The 17714-nt window shown below is 65.0% G+C and carries 18 protein-coding genes; 7 read left to right on the top strand and 11 right to left on the bottom strand.

Going from position 1 to position 17714, the window contains the following annotated elements:
- Positions 1–24: 24 nt before the first annotated feature.
- A complete protein-coding gene (locus KBY49_RS01515) occupies positions 25–258 on the top strand; it encodes a hypothetical protein (RefSeq protein WP_254933008.1) in 234 nt (77 codons plus the stop codon).
- A 25-nt stretch (positions 259–283) separates the two neighbouring features.
- On the opposite strand, the gene KBY49_RS01520 is transcribed toward KBY49_RS01515, so the two are convergent.
- The 6 genes from KBY49_RS01520 to KBY49_RS01545 form a co-directional block, all read right to left on the bottom strand.
- Positions 284–2128, bottom strand: coding sequence for a DEAD/DEAH box helicase (locus KBY49_RS01520; RefSeq protein ID WP_254933009.1), 1845 nt, complete (start codon positions 2126–2128; stop codon positions 284–286).
- Between the two features lie 152 nt (positions 2129–2280).
- Complete coding sequence (locus KBY49_RS01525) at positions 2281–2664, bottom strand: phosphomannose isomerase type II C-terminal cupin domain (protein WP_254933010.1); 384 nt, start codon at positions 2662–2664, stop codon at positions 2281–2283.
- Positions 2665–2670: 6 nt separating this feature from the next.
- Complete coding sequence (locus KBY49_RS01530) at positions 2671–4257, bottom strand: ATP-dependent RecD-like DNA helicase (RefSeq protein WP_254933011.1); 1587 nt, start codon at positions 4255–4257, stop codon at positions 2671–2673.
- Positions 4254–8135 carry a UvrD-helicase domain-containing protein gene (locus KBY49_RS01535; protein ID WP_254933012.1) on the bottom strand — a complete coding sequence of 1294 codons (3882 nt, stop codon included), beginning with the start codon at positions 8133–8135 and terminating at the stop codon, positions 4254–4256. Before KBY49_RS01535 ends, KBY49_RS01530 begins: the two co-directional genes overlap by 4 nt.
- The gene (locus tag KBY49_RS01540; protein ID WP_254933013.1) at positions 8132–11431 is read right to left on the bottom strand and encodes an exodeoxyribonuclease V subunit gamma; all 3300 of its coding nucleotides are present in this window, start codon (positions 11429–11431) and stop codon (positions 8132–8134) included. The genes KBY49_RS01535 and KBY49_RS01540 overlap by 4 nt, the downstream gene beginning before the upstream one ends.
- Positions 11432–11443: 12 nt before the next feature.
- On the bottom strand, positions 11444–12097 hold the full coding sequence (locus KBY49_RS01545) for a metallophosphoesterase (protein ID WP_254933014.1): 654 nt from the start codon (positions 12095–12097) through the stop codon (positions 11444–11446).
- Positions 12098–12241: 144 nt separating this feature from the next.
- Between KBY49_RS01545 and KBY49_RS01550 the strand changes: the two genes are divergently transcribed.
- A complete protein-coding gene (locus KBY49_RS01550) occupies positions 12242–12526 on the top strand; it encodes a hypothetical protein (protein WP_254933015.1) in 285 nt (94 codons plus the stop codon).
- Here KBY49_RS01550 and KBY49_RS01555 read toward each other — a convergent pair.
- Together KBY49_RS01555 and KBY49_RS01560 are read right to left on the bottom strand one after the other, a co-directional pair.
- Positions 12512–12841, bottom strand: a complete 330-nt coding sequence (locus KBY49_RS01555) for an MgPME-cyclase complex family protein (RefSeq protein ID WP_254933016.1) — start codon at positions 12839–12841, stop codon at positions 12512–12514. The two genes, KBY49_RS01550 and KBY49_RS01555, sit on opposite strands and share 15 nt — an antisense overlap.
- A complete protein-coding gene (locus KBY49_RS01560) occupies positions 12838–13587 on the bottom strand; it encodes a pyridoxine 5'-phosphate synthase (protein ID WP_254933017.1) in 750 nt (249 codons plus the stop codon). The genes KBY49_RS01555 and KBY49_RS01560 overlap by 4 nt, the downstream gene beginning before the upstream one ends.
- Positions 13588–13693: 106 nt before the next feature.
- Between KBY49_RS01560 and KBY49_RS01565 the strand changes: the two genes are divergently transcribed.
- From KBY49_RS01565 to grxD, 4 genes are all read left to right on the top strand, one after another.
- A complete protein-coding gene (locus KBY49_RS01565) occupies positions 13694–14422 on the top strand; it encodes a 1-acyl-sn-glycerol-3-phosphate acyltransferase (RefSeq protein WP_254933018.1) in 729 nt (242 codons plus the stop codon).
- 137 nt (positions 14423–14559) lie between these two features.
- Positions 14560–15036, top strand: a complete 477-nt coding sequence (locus KBY49_RS01570; RefSeq protein ID WP_254933974.1) for a hypothetical protein — start codon at positions 14560–14562, stop codon at positions 15034–15036.
- 3 nt (positions 15037–15039) lie between these two features.
- Entirely contained in the window at positions 15040–15273 is a 234-nt protein-coding gene (locus tag KBY49_RS01575) for a BolA/IbaG family iron-sulfur metabolism protein (protein ID WP_254933019.1), read from the top strand.
- Between the two features lie 3 nt (positions 15274–15276).
- Positions 15277–15600, top strand: a complete 324-nt coding sequence (grxD, locus tag KBY49_RS01580) for a Grx4 family monothiol glutaredoxin (RefSeq protein ID WP_254933020.1) — start codon at positions 15277–15279, stop codon at positions 15598–15600.
- A 12-nt stretch (positions 15601–15612) separates the two neighbouring features.
- Here the strand turns inward: grxD and KBY49_RS01585 are convergent, their stop codons facing one another.
- The gene (locus KBY49_RS01585; RefSeq protein ID WP_254933021.1) at positions 15613–15876 is read right to left on the bottom strand and encodes a DUF6761 family protein; all 264 of its coding nucleotides are present in this window, start codon (positions 15874–15876) and stop codon (positions 15613–15615) included.
- Between the two features lie 145 nt (positions 15877–16021).
- Between KBY49_RS01585 and KBY49_RS01590 the strand changes: the two genes are divergently transcribed.
- Positions 16022–16810 (top strand): response regulator transcription factor, encoded by a 789-nt coding sequence (locus KBY49_RS01590; RefSeq protein ID WP_254933022.1) that lies wholly within the window; start codon positions 16022–16024, stop codon positions 16808–16810.
- Here KBY49_RS01590 and KBY49_RS01595 read toward each other — a convergent pair.
- Entirely contained in the window at positions 16794–17330 is a 537-nt protein-coding gene (locus KBY49_RS01595) for a hypothetical protein (protein WP_254933023.1), read from the bottom strand. The genes KBY49_RS01590 and KBY49_RS01595 overlap by 17 nt on opposite strands.
- On the bottom strand, positions 17327–17611 hold the full coding sequence (locus KBY49_RS01600) for a hypothetical protein (protein ID WP_254933024.1): 285 nt from the start codon (positions 17609–17611) through the stop codon (positions 17327–17329). The genes KBY49_RS01595 and KBY49_RS01600 overlap by 4 nt, the downstream gene beginning before the upstream one ends.
- Positions 17612–17714: the final 103 nt, after the last annotated feature.

Below are 17714 nucleotides of genomic sequence, written 5' to 3' on the forward strand. Positions count from 1 at the left end.
TCCTGATTTTTGGAGTCTTGAGCCATGGGGGTCGCTAGCAACTCGGCTTTCGCCCCTTCCCTGCCGGCGGCCTGGAGCTTGGCCTGGTGTGAAGACGGGGAGCTGGCCCAGCAGGATCGCTTTGATCTTTTGCAAACCCTTGTGGCCACCGAGTCCCACGAGGTCCAGGTGGGCTTGATCGTGGCCCTCGAAACCCTTGGGGTAGGCCTAAATGCCACCGTGGCGATCACGGCGGCATCGACTGCGCTCTGCGCCTAGGTCTGCCCCATTTCCTAGGCAGGCCCTATTCAGCTAGGCGGGTGATCTGCAGGGCTTTGTTCATCACCCTCAGTTGACGCAGGCCCTGGAAGACATCGTCGGGCATGCCCTTGGGCAGGTCCACGGTGCTGTGGGTGTCGAAGATCTGAATGCGGCCAATCGAGCGGCCGGTTATGCCAGCTTCATTGGCGATCGCGCCAACAATGTTGCCGGGCTTGATGCGGTCTCTCCAGCCCACTTCGACGCGGAAGCGCTCCATGTGATCTTCCGGCGGGCCCATCGGGCGCTCGCCGCGGGGACCCCTGCCCCCATCCCGGCCCCCATCACGACCTCCGTCCCGGCCCCCATCCCTGCCCATTTCGCGGCCGCCATCACGGCCGAATTCCCTGCCGCCATCGCGGGAGCGGCTAGGACCGTTTTGACGCACCTGGTCGAAGTTGTCTTCGCCCTGGATCAGCAGGGGTTTGCCAGCCAGGCTGAGCTCCAGGGCCGCCAGGGCGAGCTGCTCAGGGCTGCAGGACTGCTCCTGGCCAACCCTTTGCAGGATCTCGCTGAGGAGGGCCAACTCTTCGGTGCTGCTGCTCGGGGTTTGCAGGTTTTCCGTGAGCTTGCTGCGCAGGCGATCGAGCCTGTTTTGGTTGATGGTGGCGTTATTGGGCACATCCATCGGTTCGATGGCCTTGCCTACGGCCCGCTCCATGCCCCCTAGGAAGCGGCGCTCCCGGGGGGTGAGGAAGAGGATCGCGTCACCGGTGCGGCCAGCCCGACCGGTGCGGCCGATGCGGTGCACATAGGCCTCCGAATCGAAGGGGATGTCGTAGTTGATCACCAGGCTGATGCGTTCCACATCCAGGCCCCGAGCTGCCACGTCGGTGGCCACCAGCACCTCCAGTTGGCCCTGGCGAAGCCGCTCGATCGTGCGCTCCCGTTGGGCCTGGGGCACGTCGCCGTTGAGAACGGCAACGTCGTAGCCGTGTTGCTCCAGGGATTCGGCCACCGACATGGTGATCGCCTTGGTGCGGGCAAAAATAATTACCCCCTCACTGCGTTCTGACTCCAGCACCCGCTCCAGGGCCGCCAGCTTGTGCGGTGCATGGACCATCAGATAGCGCTGACGGATGAGGCTGGCGTCTGACGCCTTCTGCTTGATCGTTACCTCGGCGGGGGAATTGAGGTATTTCTGGGAAATGCGCCGAATTTCGTTGGGCATGGTGGCTGAAAACAGCACCACCTGACGTTTCTCGGGCAGCTGGGTCAACACCCACTCGACGTCGTCGATGAAGCCCATCCGCAGCATTTCATCTGCCTCGTCGAGGACAAGGGCCCGCAGGGAAGAGAGATCGAGGGTGCCCTGCCGCATGTGGTCCATCACCCGGCCTGGGGTGCCGACCACAACCTGTACGCCGCGGCGCAATTGATGGATTTGGTCGCGAAAATCGGCACCGCCGTAGATCGCTAGAACCCTCACATGGGGCAGGTGGGCGGCATAGCTGTTGAAGGCTTCTGCCACCTGTAGGGCCAGTTCCCGGGTGGGGGCCAGCACCAGCACCTGGGGTTTGCGTTGTTCGGGATCGAGGGCCGCCAGCATTGGCAGGGCAAAGGCTGCCGTTTTGCCGGTGCCTGTCTGGGCTTGGCCCACCAGATCGCGGCCAAGCATCAGCTCGGGAATGGCAGCCTTTTGGATCGGTGAAGGCTCCTGATAGCCAACATCGACCAGGGCCTTCATCAATTCAGGGCCAAAGCCAAAACGGCTAAAACCGGCCGCAGCCCCTACGGCTGGGGCTGGCAAAGATGAGGTCGACTCGCTATCAAGTCGCGCATCAACATCGACGGCACAGCCAAGGCTGCCGCCATTAGAAATTTCGGTCACGGGATTCAATTGGGCCTGCTTAATTGGCCGAGTTGTTCCTTAAACGCAGGCCGGCAGATACCCAATGGAAGAGAAGAATCAGGGCTTGTTTTGCAATCTGCGGATTGCACCCTGGTCTTATGAAAACTGCCCTGCCCTTGAAAAGGGTGGATTCAAATCTTATCACTCGGCATCCGGCCAAAGTCATCGGCCAGCCGTTCGATGTCGTCCTCCCGCAGCTCGATGCCGCGCTGCACTTCCACGATCAGTAGGTCCTGGCTGCCGGCACTGGCCCGATGGATGGCGCCAACGGGAATGAAAACCGTGGTGCCGGCCCTGGCCTCCAGGTTGGTGTCGGCCACCTGCAAGCTGCCATTGCCAGCTACCACCACCCAGTGCTCGCAGCGATGGCGGTGGCGTTGCAGGCTGATGCGGGCGCCACTGCGTATCAACAGGCGCTTGACCAAATAGCCCTCTTCATTGCCTGGCCCTTGGCCACTCCCCAGGCTTTCAAACCAGCCCCAGGGCCGTTCAATTCGGTTGCCAATTGAATCCATACAGCCCTAGCTCGGGGTGATCAGCACTGCGTGATCTTTGGCCCTGGTAAGGGCTGTGTAAAGCAGGCGCTGGTTAGGACGCCCCGTGTCACTTAGTAGAACCCATACCTCGCTGGCTTCGCTGCCCTGGGCCTTGTGCACGGTTAGGGCGAAGGCGGGCTGGACGCCAGGCAGTTGGGCCGGGTGAACCCAAATTGGCAGGCCATCCCCATGGCTTGCAAAGAGCAATTGGCGCCTGCCCCCGTGCTCCGCCACCAGGCCCAGATCGCCGTTGGCCAGGCCGAGCTCGTCGCGGTTCTGCTGGCAGAGCACCGGAGTGCCCAGGGGCCAGCGCTGGGCACCAGCTAAGAGGGCTTCCCCCAATAGGGCGCGGTGGATTTCGTCCACACCCCAGCGGCCACGCCGCACCGGACTGAGCACCAGCAGGTTGGCCAGCAGGGCCAGCAGCTTTTCAGGGTTGGAGGTTTTTTGATCACTGGCTAGCTTTTCCAGCTGCCTTTGGTGGCTGCGCAAACGCAACAGCAGCTCGGCAGGCAGGGATCTGGTTGATGTCCGCTGCCAGCGCAGGTTGGCGGTGCCATCCAATGAGGCCAGCAGGGCGGCCGTTTGATCAGGTAGGCCAGTGTCATCAGTCAGGCCAGTGGCTAGAGGTGTGCTCTCCTGCCGCAGGCTGGCGGCCACCTCGGCGATGGCTCCGTTGTTGCGGTAGGTGGTGGTTAGGCGGATCGCCGCGGCTCCGAGGGCCTGGCGATGGGCGCCTGAATCGAGTTCCAGCAGCACGGAGCCCGCCCCCACCGGCGCCAGTTGGGCCCCGTCGCCCACCAGCACCAACCGAGCCGGACTGGGCAGGGCCTCCAGCAGGGCTGCCATTAGGTCCAGGTCCACCATCGAGACCTCATCCACCACCACCAAATCCAGGGCTAGGGGATTGCGGCGATTGCGCCGGAAGCCCTCACCATGGCTTTCCAGCAGGCGATGCAGGGTGCTGCAGGGAAACCCAGCTGCAGCCGCCTTGAGCCGACCGGCGGCCTTGCCGGTGGGGGCCGCCAGGTGGATCCGGCATTCGGGTTGTTGGGCCCTGACGGCAGCCAACATCGCCACCACCGTGCTGGTTTTGCCCGTGCCCGGCCCCCCCTCAAGCAGCACCAACTGGTGTTCGAGCACTGCCCTCACCGCCCTTAGCTGCTGGGGATCTGGCTGCTGGGAGTTGTTTGCCAGGGCTGGTTTGGAAGCCTTCTCTTCTGGTTTGCCCTGGACGCTCAAGGCTGTCTGGGCCCGTTCCACCAGTTGGTCCAGCACGGATCGACGCTGTTGCTGCCAGCGGCGCCAGAGCAGCTGGTCTGCCTCCACCACGAGCGGCCCATCGGGCTCCCGGGCCAGGGGTGAGGCCAGCAGGGCCTGAAGGTGGGCAGCCGATGGCAGGGGGATCGCCAACTCCCCAGCTGCCAAGGCGGTGGTGAGGGCTTCAATCAGCTCAGCCACCAGGGGGCCTGGCCCGCCGCCATGGAGCCGGGGTAGGGCTTCACTGAGGGCGTTGGCGAGCGGGCTAACCCAGCTGGCCTGTTCGCTGCTGCCCTGTTCGAACCGGTTCATGGCACCAATCCCCGGGCCCAGGAATTACCGAGCAGGCGGTCCAGGGCCAGCAACCGCTCCAGGGGCGCAATGTCTACGAATACCCCGGGCACCATTAATTCCTCGTTGTTGGCGATTGCTAGGGCCTGCGGGCTGGCTCCGGGTACCCCCCGCAAAAAGAGGTAGAGCGAACCTCCCAAATCCCGTTCCGGCTCGTAATCGCTCAATCGCCAGCGCAGGTAGCGATGGAGGGCGACTAGGTAGAGGTGGGCCTGGAGGGGGTAGTGGTTTGCCTCCATCAGCCCTGCCATGGCAGCTGTTGTGTAGTGGAGAGGGCCGCAGGCCAGCGGTTTGCCGTTGGCATCCCTTTCGCCTAGCCAGTTGCTTTTCCAGTCGGCCACCCACCAGCGCGGCTGGCCCTGGCGATCGGCCGCACGGAAGATCAAATCCATCGAGCCGGTCAGAAATCCTTCGCTGGCAACCGAGAGCTGGGCCAGGCTGGCGGCGTAGCTCGCCCCAAATTGGCCGCCTGGGTGCCCAGCGAAGCAGGTGGCCAGGGCCTGGGCCTCCACCAGGGCGATCGGCAGATCGAAATTCAGCTCGTTGAGCCGCTGGCCCTGCCCCAACTGGTTGAGTTTGAAAGGGCCCAGGGGGCCGCCGAGGGGGGTGTCGAGCAGTTGCTGCAGGCCAAGCAACACGGCATCGGCCTGGTTGATGTCGATGCCCGAGCGCTGCAATTCCCGCTCGCAGATCCCACGACGGCATGGGTGGTCCGCCTCCTGCTGGTAGTCGATTTGCTCGAGGATCCGGTGCAGGCAGTCGCCGGCCTGGGCACCCCTGGGAAATTGGGCCAGGGGCCCCTGGTCGCTCCAGTTGGCGGTAATCGAATCTTGGTCACCTACTTGGGCGCCAAGTTGGGCGCCTAGTTGGGCAACTTCCTGGCTTGGGTCGTCGGTTTCACGGCCCTCCTCCAGGGCCTGGGGTGCGGCGCCATGGCTGCCTTTTGTCCAGCTGGTGTAACTGCTGCGGCCCCAACGACTATCGAAATTGCGCTCCGGCACCGGGCCCCGGCCCAGTTTTGTAGGGGCGGCTGCTGGTTCTGCGGATCTGGCTGCACTTGCGGCAGCACCAGCCGCTGGGCCAGTAAGCAGCTCGATGGGAACCCGCCGCGACTCCATTTCCAATTTCAAGAGCTCAAGCCAGTCGGCATCGCTGCGGCTGGTGTAGTCGCAATCGCCCTGCTCCTGGCTGAATAGCCAGGGGGAAAGGGGATTGCCCCCTTGGCCATGGGCTGGTCCCCAGGCCAAAACCAGCAGTTGTTGGGCGCGGGTGGCGGCCACATAGGCGAGGCGTTCCCGTTCAGCCAGTTCGGCTTCGAGCTGCTGGCTGCGGGCCTGGTAGCCCCTGCCCCAGTGGCCATTGAGATGGAGATCCAGCACCGGCGCCCCCAGGGCCGCATCGGGGGGGTGCCAGCGGACCCCCAGTCTTTGGCCAGCCCGCGCCTGGGTTGATGGGGCCTGCCAGAGGTAGGGGCAGATCACAACTGGATACTCCAACCCCTTGCTGCGGTGGACGGTCACCACGGAAACGGCCGCATCCACCGCATCGCTGTGGGGCTGGTGGGCCTCAGGCACATCCCGGACGGGATCGAGCCGGCGCCGGCGCAGCCAGTCGGCAGCGGCAGCGGGGCCAAGCCTTTCGGTGTGCAGACATTCCTGCACCAGCTCGGCGCTTTGCTGCAGGTCGGCCAGCAGCCGGCCCCCTAGGGAAAGCCTGGCCAGCCCCTGCTCCTCCAGCAAGCTGCCCAGTATCCCCAGCAGGCCCCGGCGGGGCAGTTGCTCGGCCATGGCGCCCAGACGCGCGGCCAATTCACCCCATTGCTCGGCCGTGGTGCTGGCCAATTGCTCCGCACTCCAGCCCAGCAGCGCTGAGGCGGCGAGTAGCCGCAGCCGGTTCGGATTGGCCGGATCGGCCAGGGCATCGAGGAAGCGCTGCAGGGCCCCAGCCCCTTCGCTCTCCAGCACATCCCCCTTGCTCACCAGGCGGCTGGCTATGCCCTCGTACTCGAGGGCCTGGCGCAGGGCCTCGGCCTGGGAGTGGGTGCCCACCAGCAGGCAAATGCCATTGGCCCCCAGGATTTCGCCCTGCCCGGCCTGGTCTCCTTGGTGAGCCTTGCTGATTACGAGCCGCCGCGCCAACAGCTGGGCGGTGAAGGCGGCAATGCGCTTTGGCAGCATCTGGTCCAGCTGGCTACGGCTGGGGGCCGGGCTGCCGGCGGGGCGATCGGCGCCGAGCCAGAGCAGTTGCAGCGGTTGCTCCCCTGCCGCAAGCTCGATCGTGCCCTTGTTGGCCATCGCCCTTACCTCCAGCACCTCCAGCTCGGAGCGCCTTAGGCCTGGGGCCATTAGACGGTTGAGACCTTCGAGCAGGGGCTGGGAGGAGCGAAAGTTGTTTTGCAGGCTGCTGATGCCGCCTTCTTTGCGGGCGCATTCGCGGGCGAGCAGGTAGGTGGCCAATTCGCCGCCCCTGAACCGGTAGATCGCCTGCTTGGGGTCCCCCACCAGCACAATCCTGTGCTCGCTTGGCTGAAAAGCCCCGGCCAGGATCCGCCATTGGATTGGATCGGTGTCCTGGAATTCATCGATCAAGGCGGCCCGGTAGCGCTCCCCCACGGCCCTTAAAAGGGGGGTGCTCGCCTGCTCGCCGGGGTCAAGACCCTCCAGTAATTGGGCAAAGCCCAGCCGGCCTCGGCGTTCGCGGCGGGCCTTTAATTCGGCCCGACCCCAGTGGCAGGCGTGCAGCAACAGGGCTTCGGCAGGGCCTTCCATCGCCGCAGCAATGGCCCCCATCAGTTCTGGCTGGGGCAGGGAGGGATCTCCGCTTGTTGGGGCCTCGATCGGCCGGGCCACCTTCAGAAAGGCGCCCGGGTGGAAGTATTCCGAAAGCAGTTCCTGGCCCCGAATCGCCCCGTAGTCGCCCCGCTGTTGGCTGTCTAGGTCGCTGCCCTGCAGCCAGCTATCCAGCAGGGCCCGCCGGTCCTTGGTGGGCTTGGGGCTGTACTTGCCCGTGCTCTTGCAGCCCAGCTCGCGCCAATGGGCCGCCGCCGCCCGCAGGCTGGCCTCCAGCTCTGCGCCCCGTTGGGGCCAATGCTGGTTGAGGTCGTGCCACCAGCCTTGCCAGAGGCCCTCTAGCTGGGGGGCGAGGGGCTCCTCCAGGCCCAGGCCGGGGGGGAGGGGATCTAGCTGTAGGGCTGGATCGCCATCCAATTGGGCCAGCAGCGGTTCCAGGGCCTGGGGCCCCTTGATGCTGGTCATCAGCCCCGCCAGTAAGTGCTCCGGCAGGGCCAGCACCTGCTGCTGCCAGTAGTCGTGGGCCACCTGGCGCACCAGGGGGCCGCTTTCAGCCTCCAGTTGGAGGTCGGGGGGTTGGCCTGCCTCCAGGGCCTGGCGCTGCAGGGTGCGCCGGCAGAAGCCGTGGATGGTGGTGATGTCGGCGCTATCGAGCTCCTCAAGGGCCATTAGCAACCTCGCCTGCAGGGCGGTTGAGTCACCACTGGCCAAGCCCCCGGATCTGTCCCCGGATTCGCCCCAGTGATCCAGCCAGCTGGCCAGCACGGGATCGGGAATTTCCCTGCTGGGATCGGCCAGGCAGGCCTGGGCCTGGCTCAACCGCTGGCCAATGCGGTCCCGCAATTCAGCCGCGGCCGCCTCGGTGAAGGTCACCACCAGCAGCTCACCGAGGCCTAATTGCTCCTCGCCGACCAGGCGCAGCACCAGGTGGGCCAGGGCAAAGGTTTTGCCGGTGCCAGCACTGGCCTCCAGCAGCCGCAGCCCGGGAGCGAGCGGAAAGCCATTGGCATCAAAGGGGCTGACGGCACTTTTGGCCACGGCACTCTTCATTGATGCGGTTTTGCTTGCTGTGCCATCAGGGGCGTAAGCAACTCCAGGGCCAGCCCTGGCATGGGCCCCTCCAGCAGCGCCGCGCCGCTGGTGCTCACCCCAAAGCAGAGGGCCTGCTCAGCCTCCTGCCGTTCGCCCCGTTGGCCGATGCCCCCCTCCCAGCAGCCGATGGCCTTGGCCGCCCCACTGCCGGGTTTACTGGCCTCGGCCTGGACATAGGTCCAGCCGCTTTGGGGTGGCACCGGCCAGCAGCTTTGGCGCCACTGGCCGCGCAGCTTATCCAACCGCTCGAGCTCGATTTCGGCCCCGGCCAGCTCCGGTGCCTGCAGGCGCAGCATCACTCCAAAACCCCTGTCGCCGCGGGCGATCACCACGCCCTGGTCAACGGGCAGGCCAGCCAGCACTGCCAGTTGCAGTTGGAGCCAGAGCTCGAGGCCATGGCGGGCCCGCAGCTTGGCGGTGTGGACCAACACCAGGGAGCTGCCGCGCCATGCCAGCGGGCTTTCCCAGCCTTGCCAGCTAACGCTTTGTTGCTGGGCTTCCCCAAGTTCTTCCAGGCTTTCGACCAGCCCATGCCAACGGTTCGCCAGGGTGCTGGCCTCCAGGCATCCACCGCTGCGGGGGGGCAGCAGTCCCTCGCCGCGGTGATAGGCCAGCAGGTAGGCCTGGTCGAGGTCAGTGGCTGCTGCCATTGGCTGGCCGGGGCTGGCCTCCAGGTGCAGGCGCAGCAGTTGGGCCCGTTGCCTTTCATCGAGCTGCAGGCTGTCGAGATCACTGGGGCTATCGCCCCATTCCCTTGGCTTCAGGCCCAGTTGGGCCAACCATTGGGCCTGGGGGGCCACCAGCCATTCGCGTAGATCGCCATAGCTGGAAGGGCTGCTGGGGCCAGTGGCGCCATGGCTGCCCTGGGCCAGGGGCTCCGGTTTCTGCAGGCCGGCCCCCTCCAGCCAGCGACGGGCCTCCAGCAGCCGGCGATCACAACTGCTGGGGGGCCGTTCGCCATGGGCAAGAAAGTTGCTCCGATCGAGGGGGTTGACGGCGTGGTTCACCAGGAGCTCGGCGCCGCCGCAGGGGAGATGGTCCTGGAGCCACTCCAGCCATTGGCGCACCGGGGTGGCGGGGGGCAGGGCCTCACCGCGGCGTTCATCGCGGCTGCTCCAGGTGATCAGCAGGTGGCTGCGGGCGGAAAGCAGGGCCTCCATCAGCACATAGCGGTCCTGGTCGGCCGGCTGGGGGTCGCCCAGCAGCCGTTGCTTCTCCAATAGGTGGAAGCCGGAGCGGGGCCGCTGCCTGGGGAACACCCCGGCATCGAGGCCGATCAGCACAATTACCCGGTGGGGGATGGCCCGCATCGGCTCCAGGGCGCTGATCGTGAGGGCCCCACTGCGGTGACCAAAGCGCCCCGAATCGGCCGCCAGTCGTTCATCCAAAACCGCCGCCACCACCGCCGCATCCAGGGGTAGACAGAAGTCGCCGGCGGCCTGCTGCCAGTCGTCGATGGCAGCCAGCACCAGGGGCAGCTCCCAGGCCAGTTCGCCGCCATCGCCAAACAGGTCCGCCAACAGGGCCTGGAGGGTGCCGGCCCAGGCCTGGCTTGGGCGGATTCGGCGCAGCTCGACCAGCCAATGGCGTAGCCGGGTCAACAGGTGCAACCAGCGGCCCACCAGCTCCAGGCTGTGGCCGCTGGCCAGGGGGGCCGTCTCGGCGGGGGCAAGGCCTGGGGTTTGGGGCAAAACCAAGCCCAGCAGCAGCCGGTCGATGGCCCAGCTAAGGCTGCCGGTGGCGTCTCCACCGCGTTCCTGGCCATCGAGTCCCCAGCGGAAGCCAGAGCGCTGGAGCAGTAATTGCAGGCTGGCAATCTCCTCGCTGCTGAGCAGGAAGTGGCTGCGCAGGGCGCTGCTCTCCAGCAGCTTTTCCAGGGCCGAGGCGGTGAACCTTTCGCTGGCCAGTTGGAGCAGGAGCAGCAGGGTGCGGCTGATGCCCGCTTCGCTCTGCTGACTGCGGTCCGTCAGGCGCCAGGGCAGATGGACGCCCGTGGCTTCCGAGTCGCCGAATACCGACGCCACCAGGGGGGCAAAGAGATCCACCTGGGGGGTCATCACCAGAATGTCCCGGGGCTGGAGGCTGCTGTCGTTGGCAAGGAGTTGCAGGATTCGATCCCGCACGATTTGCACCTGGCGCAGCCGCCCTGGGCAGGGATGGAATTCCAGGGAACTGTCACCGGGTGCCCGCTCCAGGGATGGTGATTCGGCCGGATTGGCCAGGTGTTTCTGGAGTTGGGCCAGTAGGGGGGCGGGCCCAACTCCGCCATGTCCCGCCGCAGGGTCACAGAACAGGTCTTTTTCCTGCCATTGGCCCAGTTGGCTTTCACCGGTGCCCTCCAGCAATTGTTGAAATTCCCCCCCCAGCCGGCCAAAGCGGGCCTCGAGCCCCGGGGCCTCCAGCAACCAAGTGCTGTCGAAGGGGTCGCGCAGGGCCACCGCAGAACTGAGTCGCTCGCGGCGTTGGCCGCAGCGCTGCCAGAGGTCAGGGCAGGGGGTTAGTAGGTAGAGGTCCACCGGGATGTGGCCGCCCAGGGCCTGGAGCAACTCCACCTGGATCGGCGCCAGGCTGCTGAGGCCAAACAGGCGCAGCTGCTTGGGGAGTAGCCCGGCCGGTGGTGTGGCTTTCCCCAACAGCTGAATGGCTTTGTGCACCTTGAGGCCAAAGGGGAGCTCCCCCAGCCGTTCCCTTAGTCGTTCGAGCAGCAGGGGTTGCCATTGCTGGTTCTCGGCTAGGGCTTCACCCCGGCCATCCACCCACTTGCCCTGCCCCCAGGCCGCCACCATGGCGGGTCTGTAGAGGGTGTAATCGTCGATGGCGTCGGCGATGGCGCGCCCCAGCTGCCAGCGGGCCAGGCCCAGGCTGGGCCCCTCATGCTGCTGCCACCAGAGTTGCAGGGGCCTGCCCCTGGGATCAGCCAGCAACTCCGGCAAAATTTCGAGCACGGGCCACACCAGCCGGTTGGCCCGCCAGGGATCCACCGCGCCCGCTCCTTCCGCTGCGATTTCCGGAGCCGCCGCCGCCAGCACCCCATCCACCAGTTGGCGCAGCTGGCTGCCGGGAAATGGGAAGCGAATGTTGGCGGCAATGCCGCCCAGGCCCACGGCCAGTTGCTCCCCCAGCCAGCGGCTGGTGGGCCAGGTATTTACCATCACCTGCACCTGCTCAAAGGGATCAGGTGGATTGAGTTTCAGCTGGGCGGCGAGGAGCTCAGCAAGCCACTCAGCCCTGTTTCCCCGAAAAACAGTGAGCAAGGTTTTGGGTCGCTAGACCAGGCAGCGGAGGCTGGTGGCTGGCCGCGCTGACACCTGGCGAATCGCCCTGGTCTCGGGGCAATAGGCCGTCAGTTCGCCGCCGTAGCAGGCACCCGTGTCCACCATCACGATCTGGGTTGGCCCCTCATCGCCCAGCCGCCGCACATGGGGCCCGGGGGTGTGGCCAATGATTACTTCGCCAAAGCGGCCGTCATAGGCCTGCCAAAACGGCATGCGCACGTTTAGGTCAGGCAACCAGGTTTGGGGGTCGAAGCCGGCGTGGGTTGCCACCCAGCCCTCCTGGCCGTAGGTCACGGGCAGATTTGCCAGCCGCTCTCCCCACAATCGGCTGTAGGTATCCCCCAGCTGGCGGTAGGTGTCGGAGCCGGCCAGGGCCTGGTGGGCCTGCCAGGGGGCGTTGCTGCCCAGGGCCCTGACCAGGTCGGCCTCATGGTTGCCCTTCAACCAGATGGCCCTACCGCTCTCCACCAGCGACCAGGCCAGTTCCATGGTGCGCTGGATTTCCGGGCCACGGTTGATCACATCACCGCAGAGCACGAGCCGGTCTTGGCTTGGCAGTAGGCGGACCAACTCCGCCAGGGGTTCTGCGCAGCCGTGGACGTCCCCGATCACCCAATGGCGGCAGGAACGGTTTGGGGACGTCATCAGTCCTTCGCGTTGCAAGCAGTCTGGCCCCCCAACCGATGCCTTGTCAGCCCCCCGGGTCAGGAATCGCTGGTACGGTCGCCCCCAAGTTGCCCGCGAGCCATCGATTCCCCTGCCCCGTCAGTAGATCCGAAATCCCTCTCCGTGGGCCAGAGGGTCCGGGCCCTGGTGGGTGCCCTCAATGGGGCTAAGCGCACCAATGAGGCCCTGGCCAACTGCTCCAACGGCGAGCAAATGCTCGATGTGTTGCTGCAGGCTTCGGCAAAATTGGGCCTGGGTCTGACCCGGGAGCAGTTGGCCGCCACACCCCCGATTCGCGATTGGGTCTGGTGGAAAAACAAGGAGGCAGTGTTCACCATCGGTGATGACAAACCGCTTTACCAGCAGGACAGGCCTAAAACCGGCAAGAAATTTTTAGGGCTGTTCTGAGGCCCCGGCCAGGGCGTTGGGGATGCTGGCGCTGGGGGCTTCGAACTGGCCATAGGCCACGAATTCCAGCCGCAGCTTTAAAAAAGTGATGAATTTCTGGTCGCTGGAGATCACGGCCGCAGAGGGTCTGGGCACGGCGCTGGCGATCGGCTCAAGCTCTGGGGCGTCGAGGAAGGCGGGCCGCCTAACCAGCCAGAAATCAATTTGCTTGTTCTGTTCTGAATAGTTGCGAACCCGTTCGCGCAACACCTCTTCGAGCGGTTCTTCCTCGGTGAGGAAAATCTCGCTGGCGGCAACGAAGTAGTAAGTGCTCATGGCGTAGCGCTGCCAAACAGGTGTTCGGTGCGCGGATTCTGGACCAAGGCCTTCATTTGGCGCACCGCCTGCTCCAGGCCAACGGCCAGGGCGCGGGCCACGATCGTGTGGCCGATATTTAGCTCTTCGATTCCCTCGATGGCGGCAATCGGCTCCACGTTTTGGTAGGTGAGGCCATGGCCGGCGTTGACCCTCAGGCCCAGGCTGCGGGCCATGAAGCTGGCCTCGCAGAGCCTGGCTAGCTCCCGCGGCTGCTGGGCCCAGCTGGCCTCGGCGTAGGAGCCAGTGTGCAGTTCAACCCAGCGGGCTCCCGTGGCTCGGCAGGCCTCCAGCTGGAGGGGATCTGCATCCACAAACATGCTCACCCCAATCTGGGCGGCCTGGAGTCGTTCCACCAGCGATTGGAGGGCATCCCTTTGGCCGGCCACATCGAGGCCGCCTTCGGTGGTCACCTCCTGCCGCTTCTCCGGCACCAGGGTGACCATGTCTGGCCTGATCTCGAGGGCGATCGCCGCCATCTCCTCAGTCGCTGCCATTTCAAGATTGAGCCTGGTCCTGACCAGCGAGCGCAGCAGCTTCACATCGCGGTCCTGGATGTGGCGCCGGTCTTCCCGTAGATGCACGGTGATGCCATCGGCTCCGCCCAACTCCGCCAACAGGGCGTAGCTGACCGGATCGGGCTCCATGCCGCGGCGGGCCTGACGCACGTTGGCGATGTGGTCAATGTTTACGCCGAGGCTGGCCATGGGCAACTAAAGGTTGCTCCCATTCAAAAGCCCCGGCAGGGCAGGGCAGGGGCCGCAAGCCCAACTGCCCGCAGTCTTGGGGGAACTACCGGCAGCACCCCTAGCGTTGGCCCCAATACTTGCAAGCAATCTGGTGGTGGCGACGGGAGCCCAATCGGCACTCAAACGCGAAAGCCAGCTCTGCAATGGCATCAACCCATGGTTGGCTCCATTGGCCACGGTGTTTACCCAGGACCTGGCCCTGCCCTTTTATTTCCAGGACATCCAAATTCTCGGTAGGCAACACCTGCCGACCCGGGGCCCCGTGCTGCTGGCACCCACCCACCGCTCCCGCTGGGATGCCCTGTTGATGCCCCAGGCGGTGGGTCGCCGTTTCAGCGGGCGCGATAGCCATTTCATGGTCACCGTTAATGAGATGCGGGGCCTGCAGGGATGGTTCCTGCAGCGCCTGGGCTGCTTTCCGGTGAACCAGGGCCGGCCTTCGTTGGCCAGCCTGCGCTACGCCGTTGATCTGTTGAAGAGCGGCAACCAGTTGGTGGTTTTTCCGGAAGGGGGGATCCGCAGCGACGACGGCCCGATTCGTCTCCACCAGGGCCTGGCCCGCCTGGCGATGCTTGCCGCCAGCCAGGGCGTGGATGTGCCGGTGCTGCCCGTAGGCATCGCCTATTCCCACCACCGCCCCCGCTTCCGCGATCGCACCGCCGTGGCCCTGGGTCAACCCCTTTGGATCAGGGGCCAAGGGCGGGAGGCTGCCCAGGCCCTAACTGGCCAATTGGCCGCGGCGATGGGGGAGCAGGAGCACCAGGCCCGCGGGGCCATTGATTTCGCTGCCTGATCCCTGGTTTGGCGATTTGGCCGGGGCCCGTAGAGTTGGCCAAACTTGTTTGATCTTTCGTGCTTAGGACCACCCGAGTCTTTTGCGGTGCTGCCTTGAGCCTGGCGGCCCTCTTGACTCCAGCCGTAATCCCCGCGATGGGGCTGCAGGCGGCCCGGGCCCAACAGCCCCAACCGGTGGACAACGCCCTCACCATTGCGGCGGTGCAAGGGGTATTGAACAAGGGCGACCAGGCTGCGGCCAGCGGCAACCTGACAGAAGCCCGCAGGCAATACGACCTGGCCCGGGATTACACCCGCAAGCTGCTGGGTTTTTACCGCGATTTGAGCGGTTCCTTCCGGGGCCTGGATGCCCGGATTCCCCGGGAAATGGACCAAAAGGGTCGCGAAGCCCTCGAAACCCTCGCCCAGGCAAACCTGCGCCTGGCGGCGGTTTTCCGCCGCCAGAACCAGTCCGAAGTGGCCGTGCCCCTGTTGGTTGAGGTGGTCAAGGTGATGACCCCGGCCAGCCCAGAGGGCCGCAAGGCCTATCAGAGCCTGGTGGAGCTTGGTTTTGCCTCCACCCCTTACACCGCTGGCCAGGTGCTAGATGCGGTGCCAGCCGCAGGTAAGTAGTCCATGGTTCAACCCGACGCGATCAAGGCGGCGATCGCCCTCTCCCTACCCGACGCCCAGGTGGAGGTAGAAGACCTCACCGGCGGTGGTGACCATCTCCAGGTAAAGGTGACCTCTGTTGCCTTCACTGGTTTGAACCGGATCAAGCAACACCAACTCGTCTATGGCGCCCTGCGCCAGGAGTTGGCCAGTGAGGCGATCCATGCCCTAGCCCTGCAAACTTCCGTTCCTTCTTGAGTCATGGACGCAACCACCAAGCAACGCATCGACGAACTCGTGGCAAGTAGCCCGGTTTTCGTATTCATGAAGGGCAATAAATTGATGCCCCAGTGCGGCTTCTCCAACAATGTGGTGCAGATCCTGCACTCCCTTGGGGTGGCCTTTGAAACTTTCGACGTGCTTTCTGATGGCGAAATTCGCCAGGGCATCAAGGAGTATTCCGAGTGGCCCACCATCCCCCAGGTTTATGTCAAAGGAGAATTCATCGGCGGATCAGACATCCTGATCGAGATGTACAACTCCGGCGAGCTGCGCGAAAAAATGGAAGTGGCCCTAGCCAGTTAGCTAGTAGAGCAGTTAGCGCCCCAGTTCGTACAAGGTGCTGGGGTCACCATTGGGCCCCACAAAGCTGGAGGGGTCACGGATCCAACGGTCCATGATTTCCTCAAGCCTGCGCTGCTGGAGGGGATCGAGGATTGAGGTGTGCCGGAGGGCGTGCAGGTAGCCGTCGGCATAGAGCCTCATTTCGACAGGGCTTTGGTAGCGATGCGCCATTTCCTGGCAGGCATCGCAAAGCGACTGAAAATGGCGGATGGCTTCTGGTTGTAGGAGCGCGTTCATGGGCCAAGTAACCCTCCTCCCATTCTGAACCTCGGCGCCAGCCCCTGCGAGCTTGCTAAGGGATTTGGCTTTTGGGGCCTTGGGCCAGCTGTAAAGGAATCGCCGACTACGCGTTTCTACCTACCAGAACAGCTAAGTTCGAGGGATGCTCTCATTAGCGCCGCAACAACCTCCTACGGCCAGCCAGCCCCTGCGGGTTTTGGTAGTAGATCCCCATGGCACCTTGCGCACCGTGCTCGCCCAAAGATTGAGGCAGGACGGCCATTTAGCGGCAGCCGTTGCCACGGCCCAAGAAGCGCTCGATGTGTGCCGTGACCAATCGCCTGATCTCTTGATCAGCGCCGAATTGCTGGAGGAAAGCGGCGCCCTGCGGCTGGCTGCCCAGCTGCGCTGTCAGGTGATGGTGCTGACGGCCCGCACGGGATCTGAACCGATTGTCAGCCTGCTGGATGCGGGGGCGGATGAGGTGTTGCGCAAGCCCTTCGGCCTTGAGGAATTGGCAGCCCGCTCCAGGAGCCTGCTGCGCCGTAAAGGCTCTGGCCTGCAGGAACGGGTATGCGTGGGCCCCTTGGAGGTGCACCTGTTGCTGCGCCAGGTAACCCTCAGGGACCAACCGGTCGAGCTCAGCCCCCGGGAATTTGCCCTGCTCTGTGCCCTGTTGATGCCGCCCGGGGTGGTGCGTAGCCGCCAGGAGCTGCTGACAATGGCCTGGCCCCCATTTAGTGGGGGCCCCCGCTCGGTGGACACCCAGGTGCTTACCCTGCGCCGCAAGCTGGAGCAGGCTGGTCTGGGCGAGGGCGGTGGCATCGAAACAATGCGCCAGCAGGGTTATCGCTTTAGCCTCGAAACCCTGCCCGAGGGCGGTGCGGATCCGGCAGGTGTGGAGGATGGGCCCAGCGGTAACCAGCGGCAGCCGCTCAATTCCCTGTTTTAAAGGCTAGGGCCAGGGTCGCCTCCCCCACCAACATCGAGCCACTGAGCAAGGCCAGGAGCTGGTATGTCCAAGGTGGGCTGATGCGGCCAATGCCGCTGCTGTCCAGGCCCGAGGCCTGGCTGAACAGCTCTAGGAATTCGTCAAACCTGGCAATGCGTTGGGGCAGCAGGTAGGCCGATCCATCCAGGCAGCGCAGATAAAAGACTCGCCCCCCCTGGCTGGTGGCCACGGCCGTAAGCCCGGTAATGGCGCTCCAGCTTTGGCTCCAGCTGCGCCGAATCAGCCAGTTGCACCAGCTTGGGTAGCCCACGGCAATGCCCCCTGCGTCTATCACCACCTCCTCGCTGGTGGCGGCCACAACCAGGGCCAGGCCCAGCACCAGGGCGCCAAGCAGGGCCAGGCGCCAGGGGGCTGGGGCCAATAGGGGCAGGGGAGCCACCAGGGCCAGGTAGAGGCCCAGGAGGGTGAAGCGAATCACCGCCGCCATCGAATAGCGGCTTGGGCCGATGGCCTGGGTCATCGGTCTTCGGGGGAGCCGGGCAGTGGTTCAATCAGGTTGGGTGGCTGGTATTTACCCCCGAACAGCTCCGCCTCCCGCCCCCTCCAAAACTCCCCCAGACGCATTAGGTCGGCGTGGGCCTCCTGGAGCAGGGCCATGTATTGACCAGGTTCCATCGTGTCCTTGGCCTCCTTGATTTTGGTGAGCCGCAGCAGCTGCAGCATCCAGGGCTTGCCCAATTCGCCCCGCTGCTCCAGGTAGCGGGCCAGATCGGCTGAATTTGGGGTTTGGGAATCTCCCATCCGCTAGCCCAGAGAAATCTCAATTAACCCTATGGAAGCTGCACTAAGGGCGTGGCTGGTCCAGGCTCGGAAAGCCGAACGGCGCGCCCCCCCATCGCAAGGA

Origin of the sequence: Cyanobium sp. WAJ14-Wanaka, from assembly GCF_024345375.1 — a bacterium.
GTDB lineage: Bacteria > Cyanobacteriota > Cyanobacteriia > PCC-6307 > Cyanobiaceae > Cyanobium_A.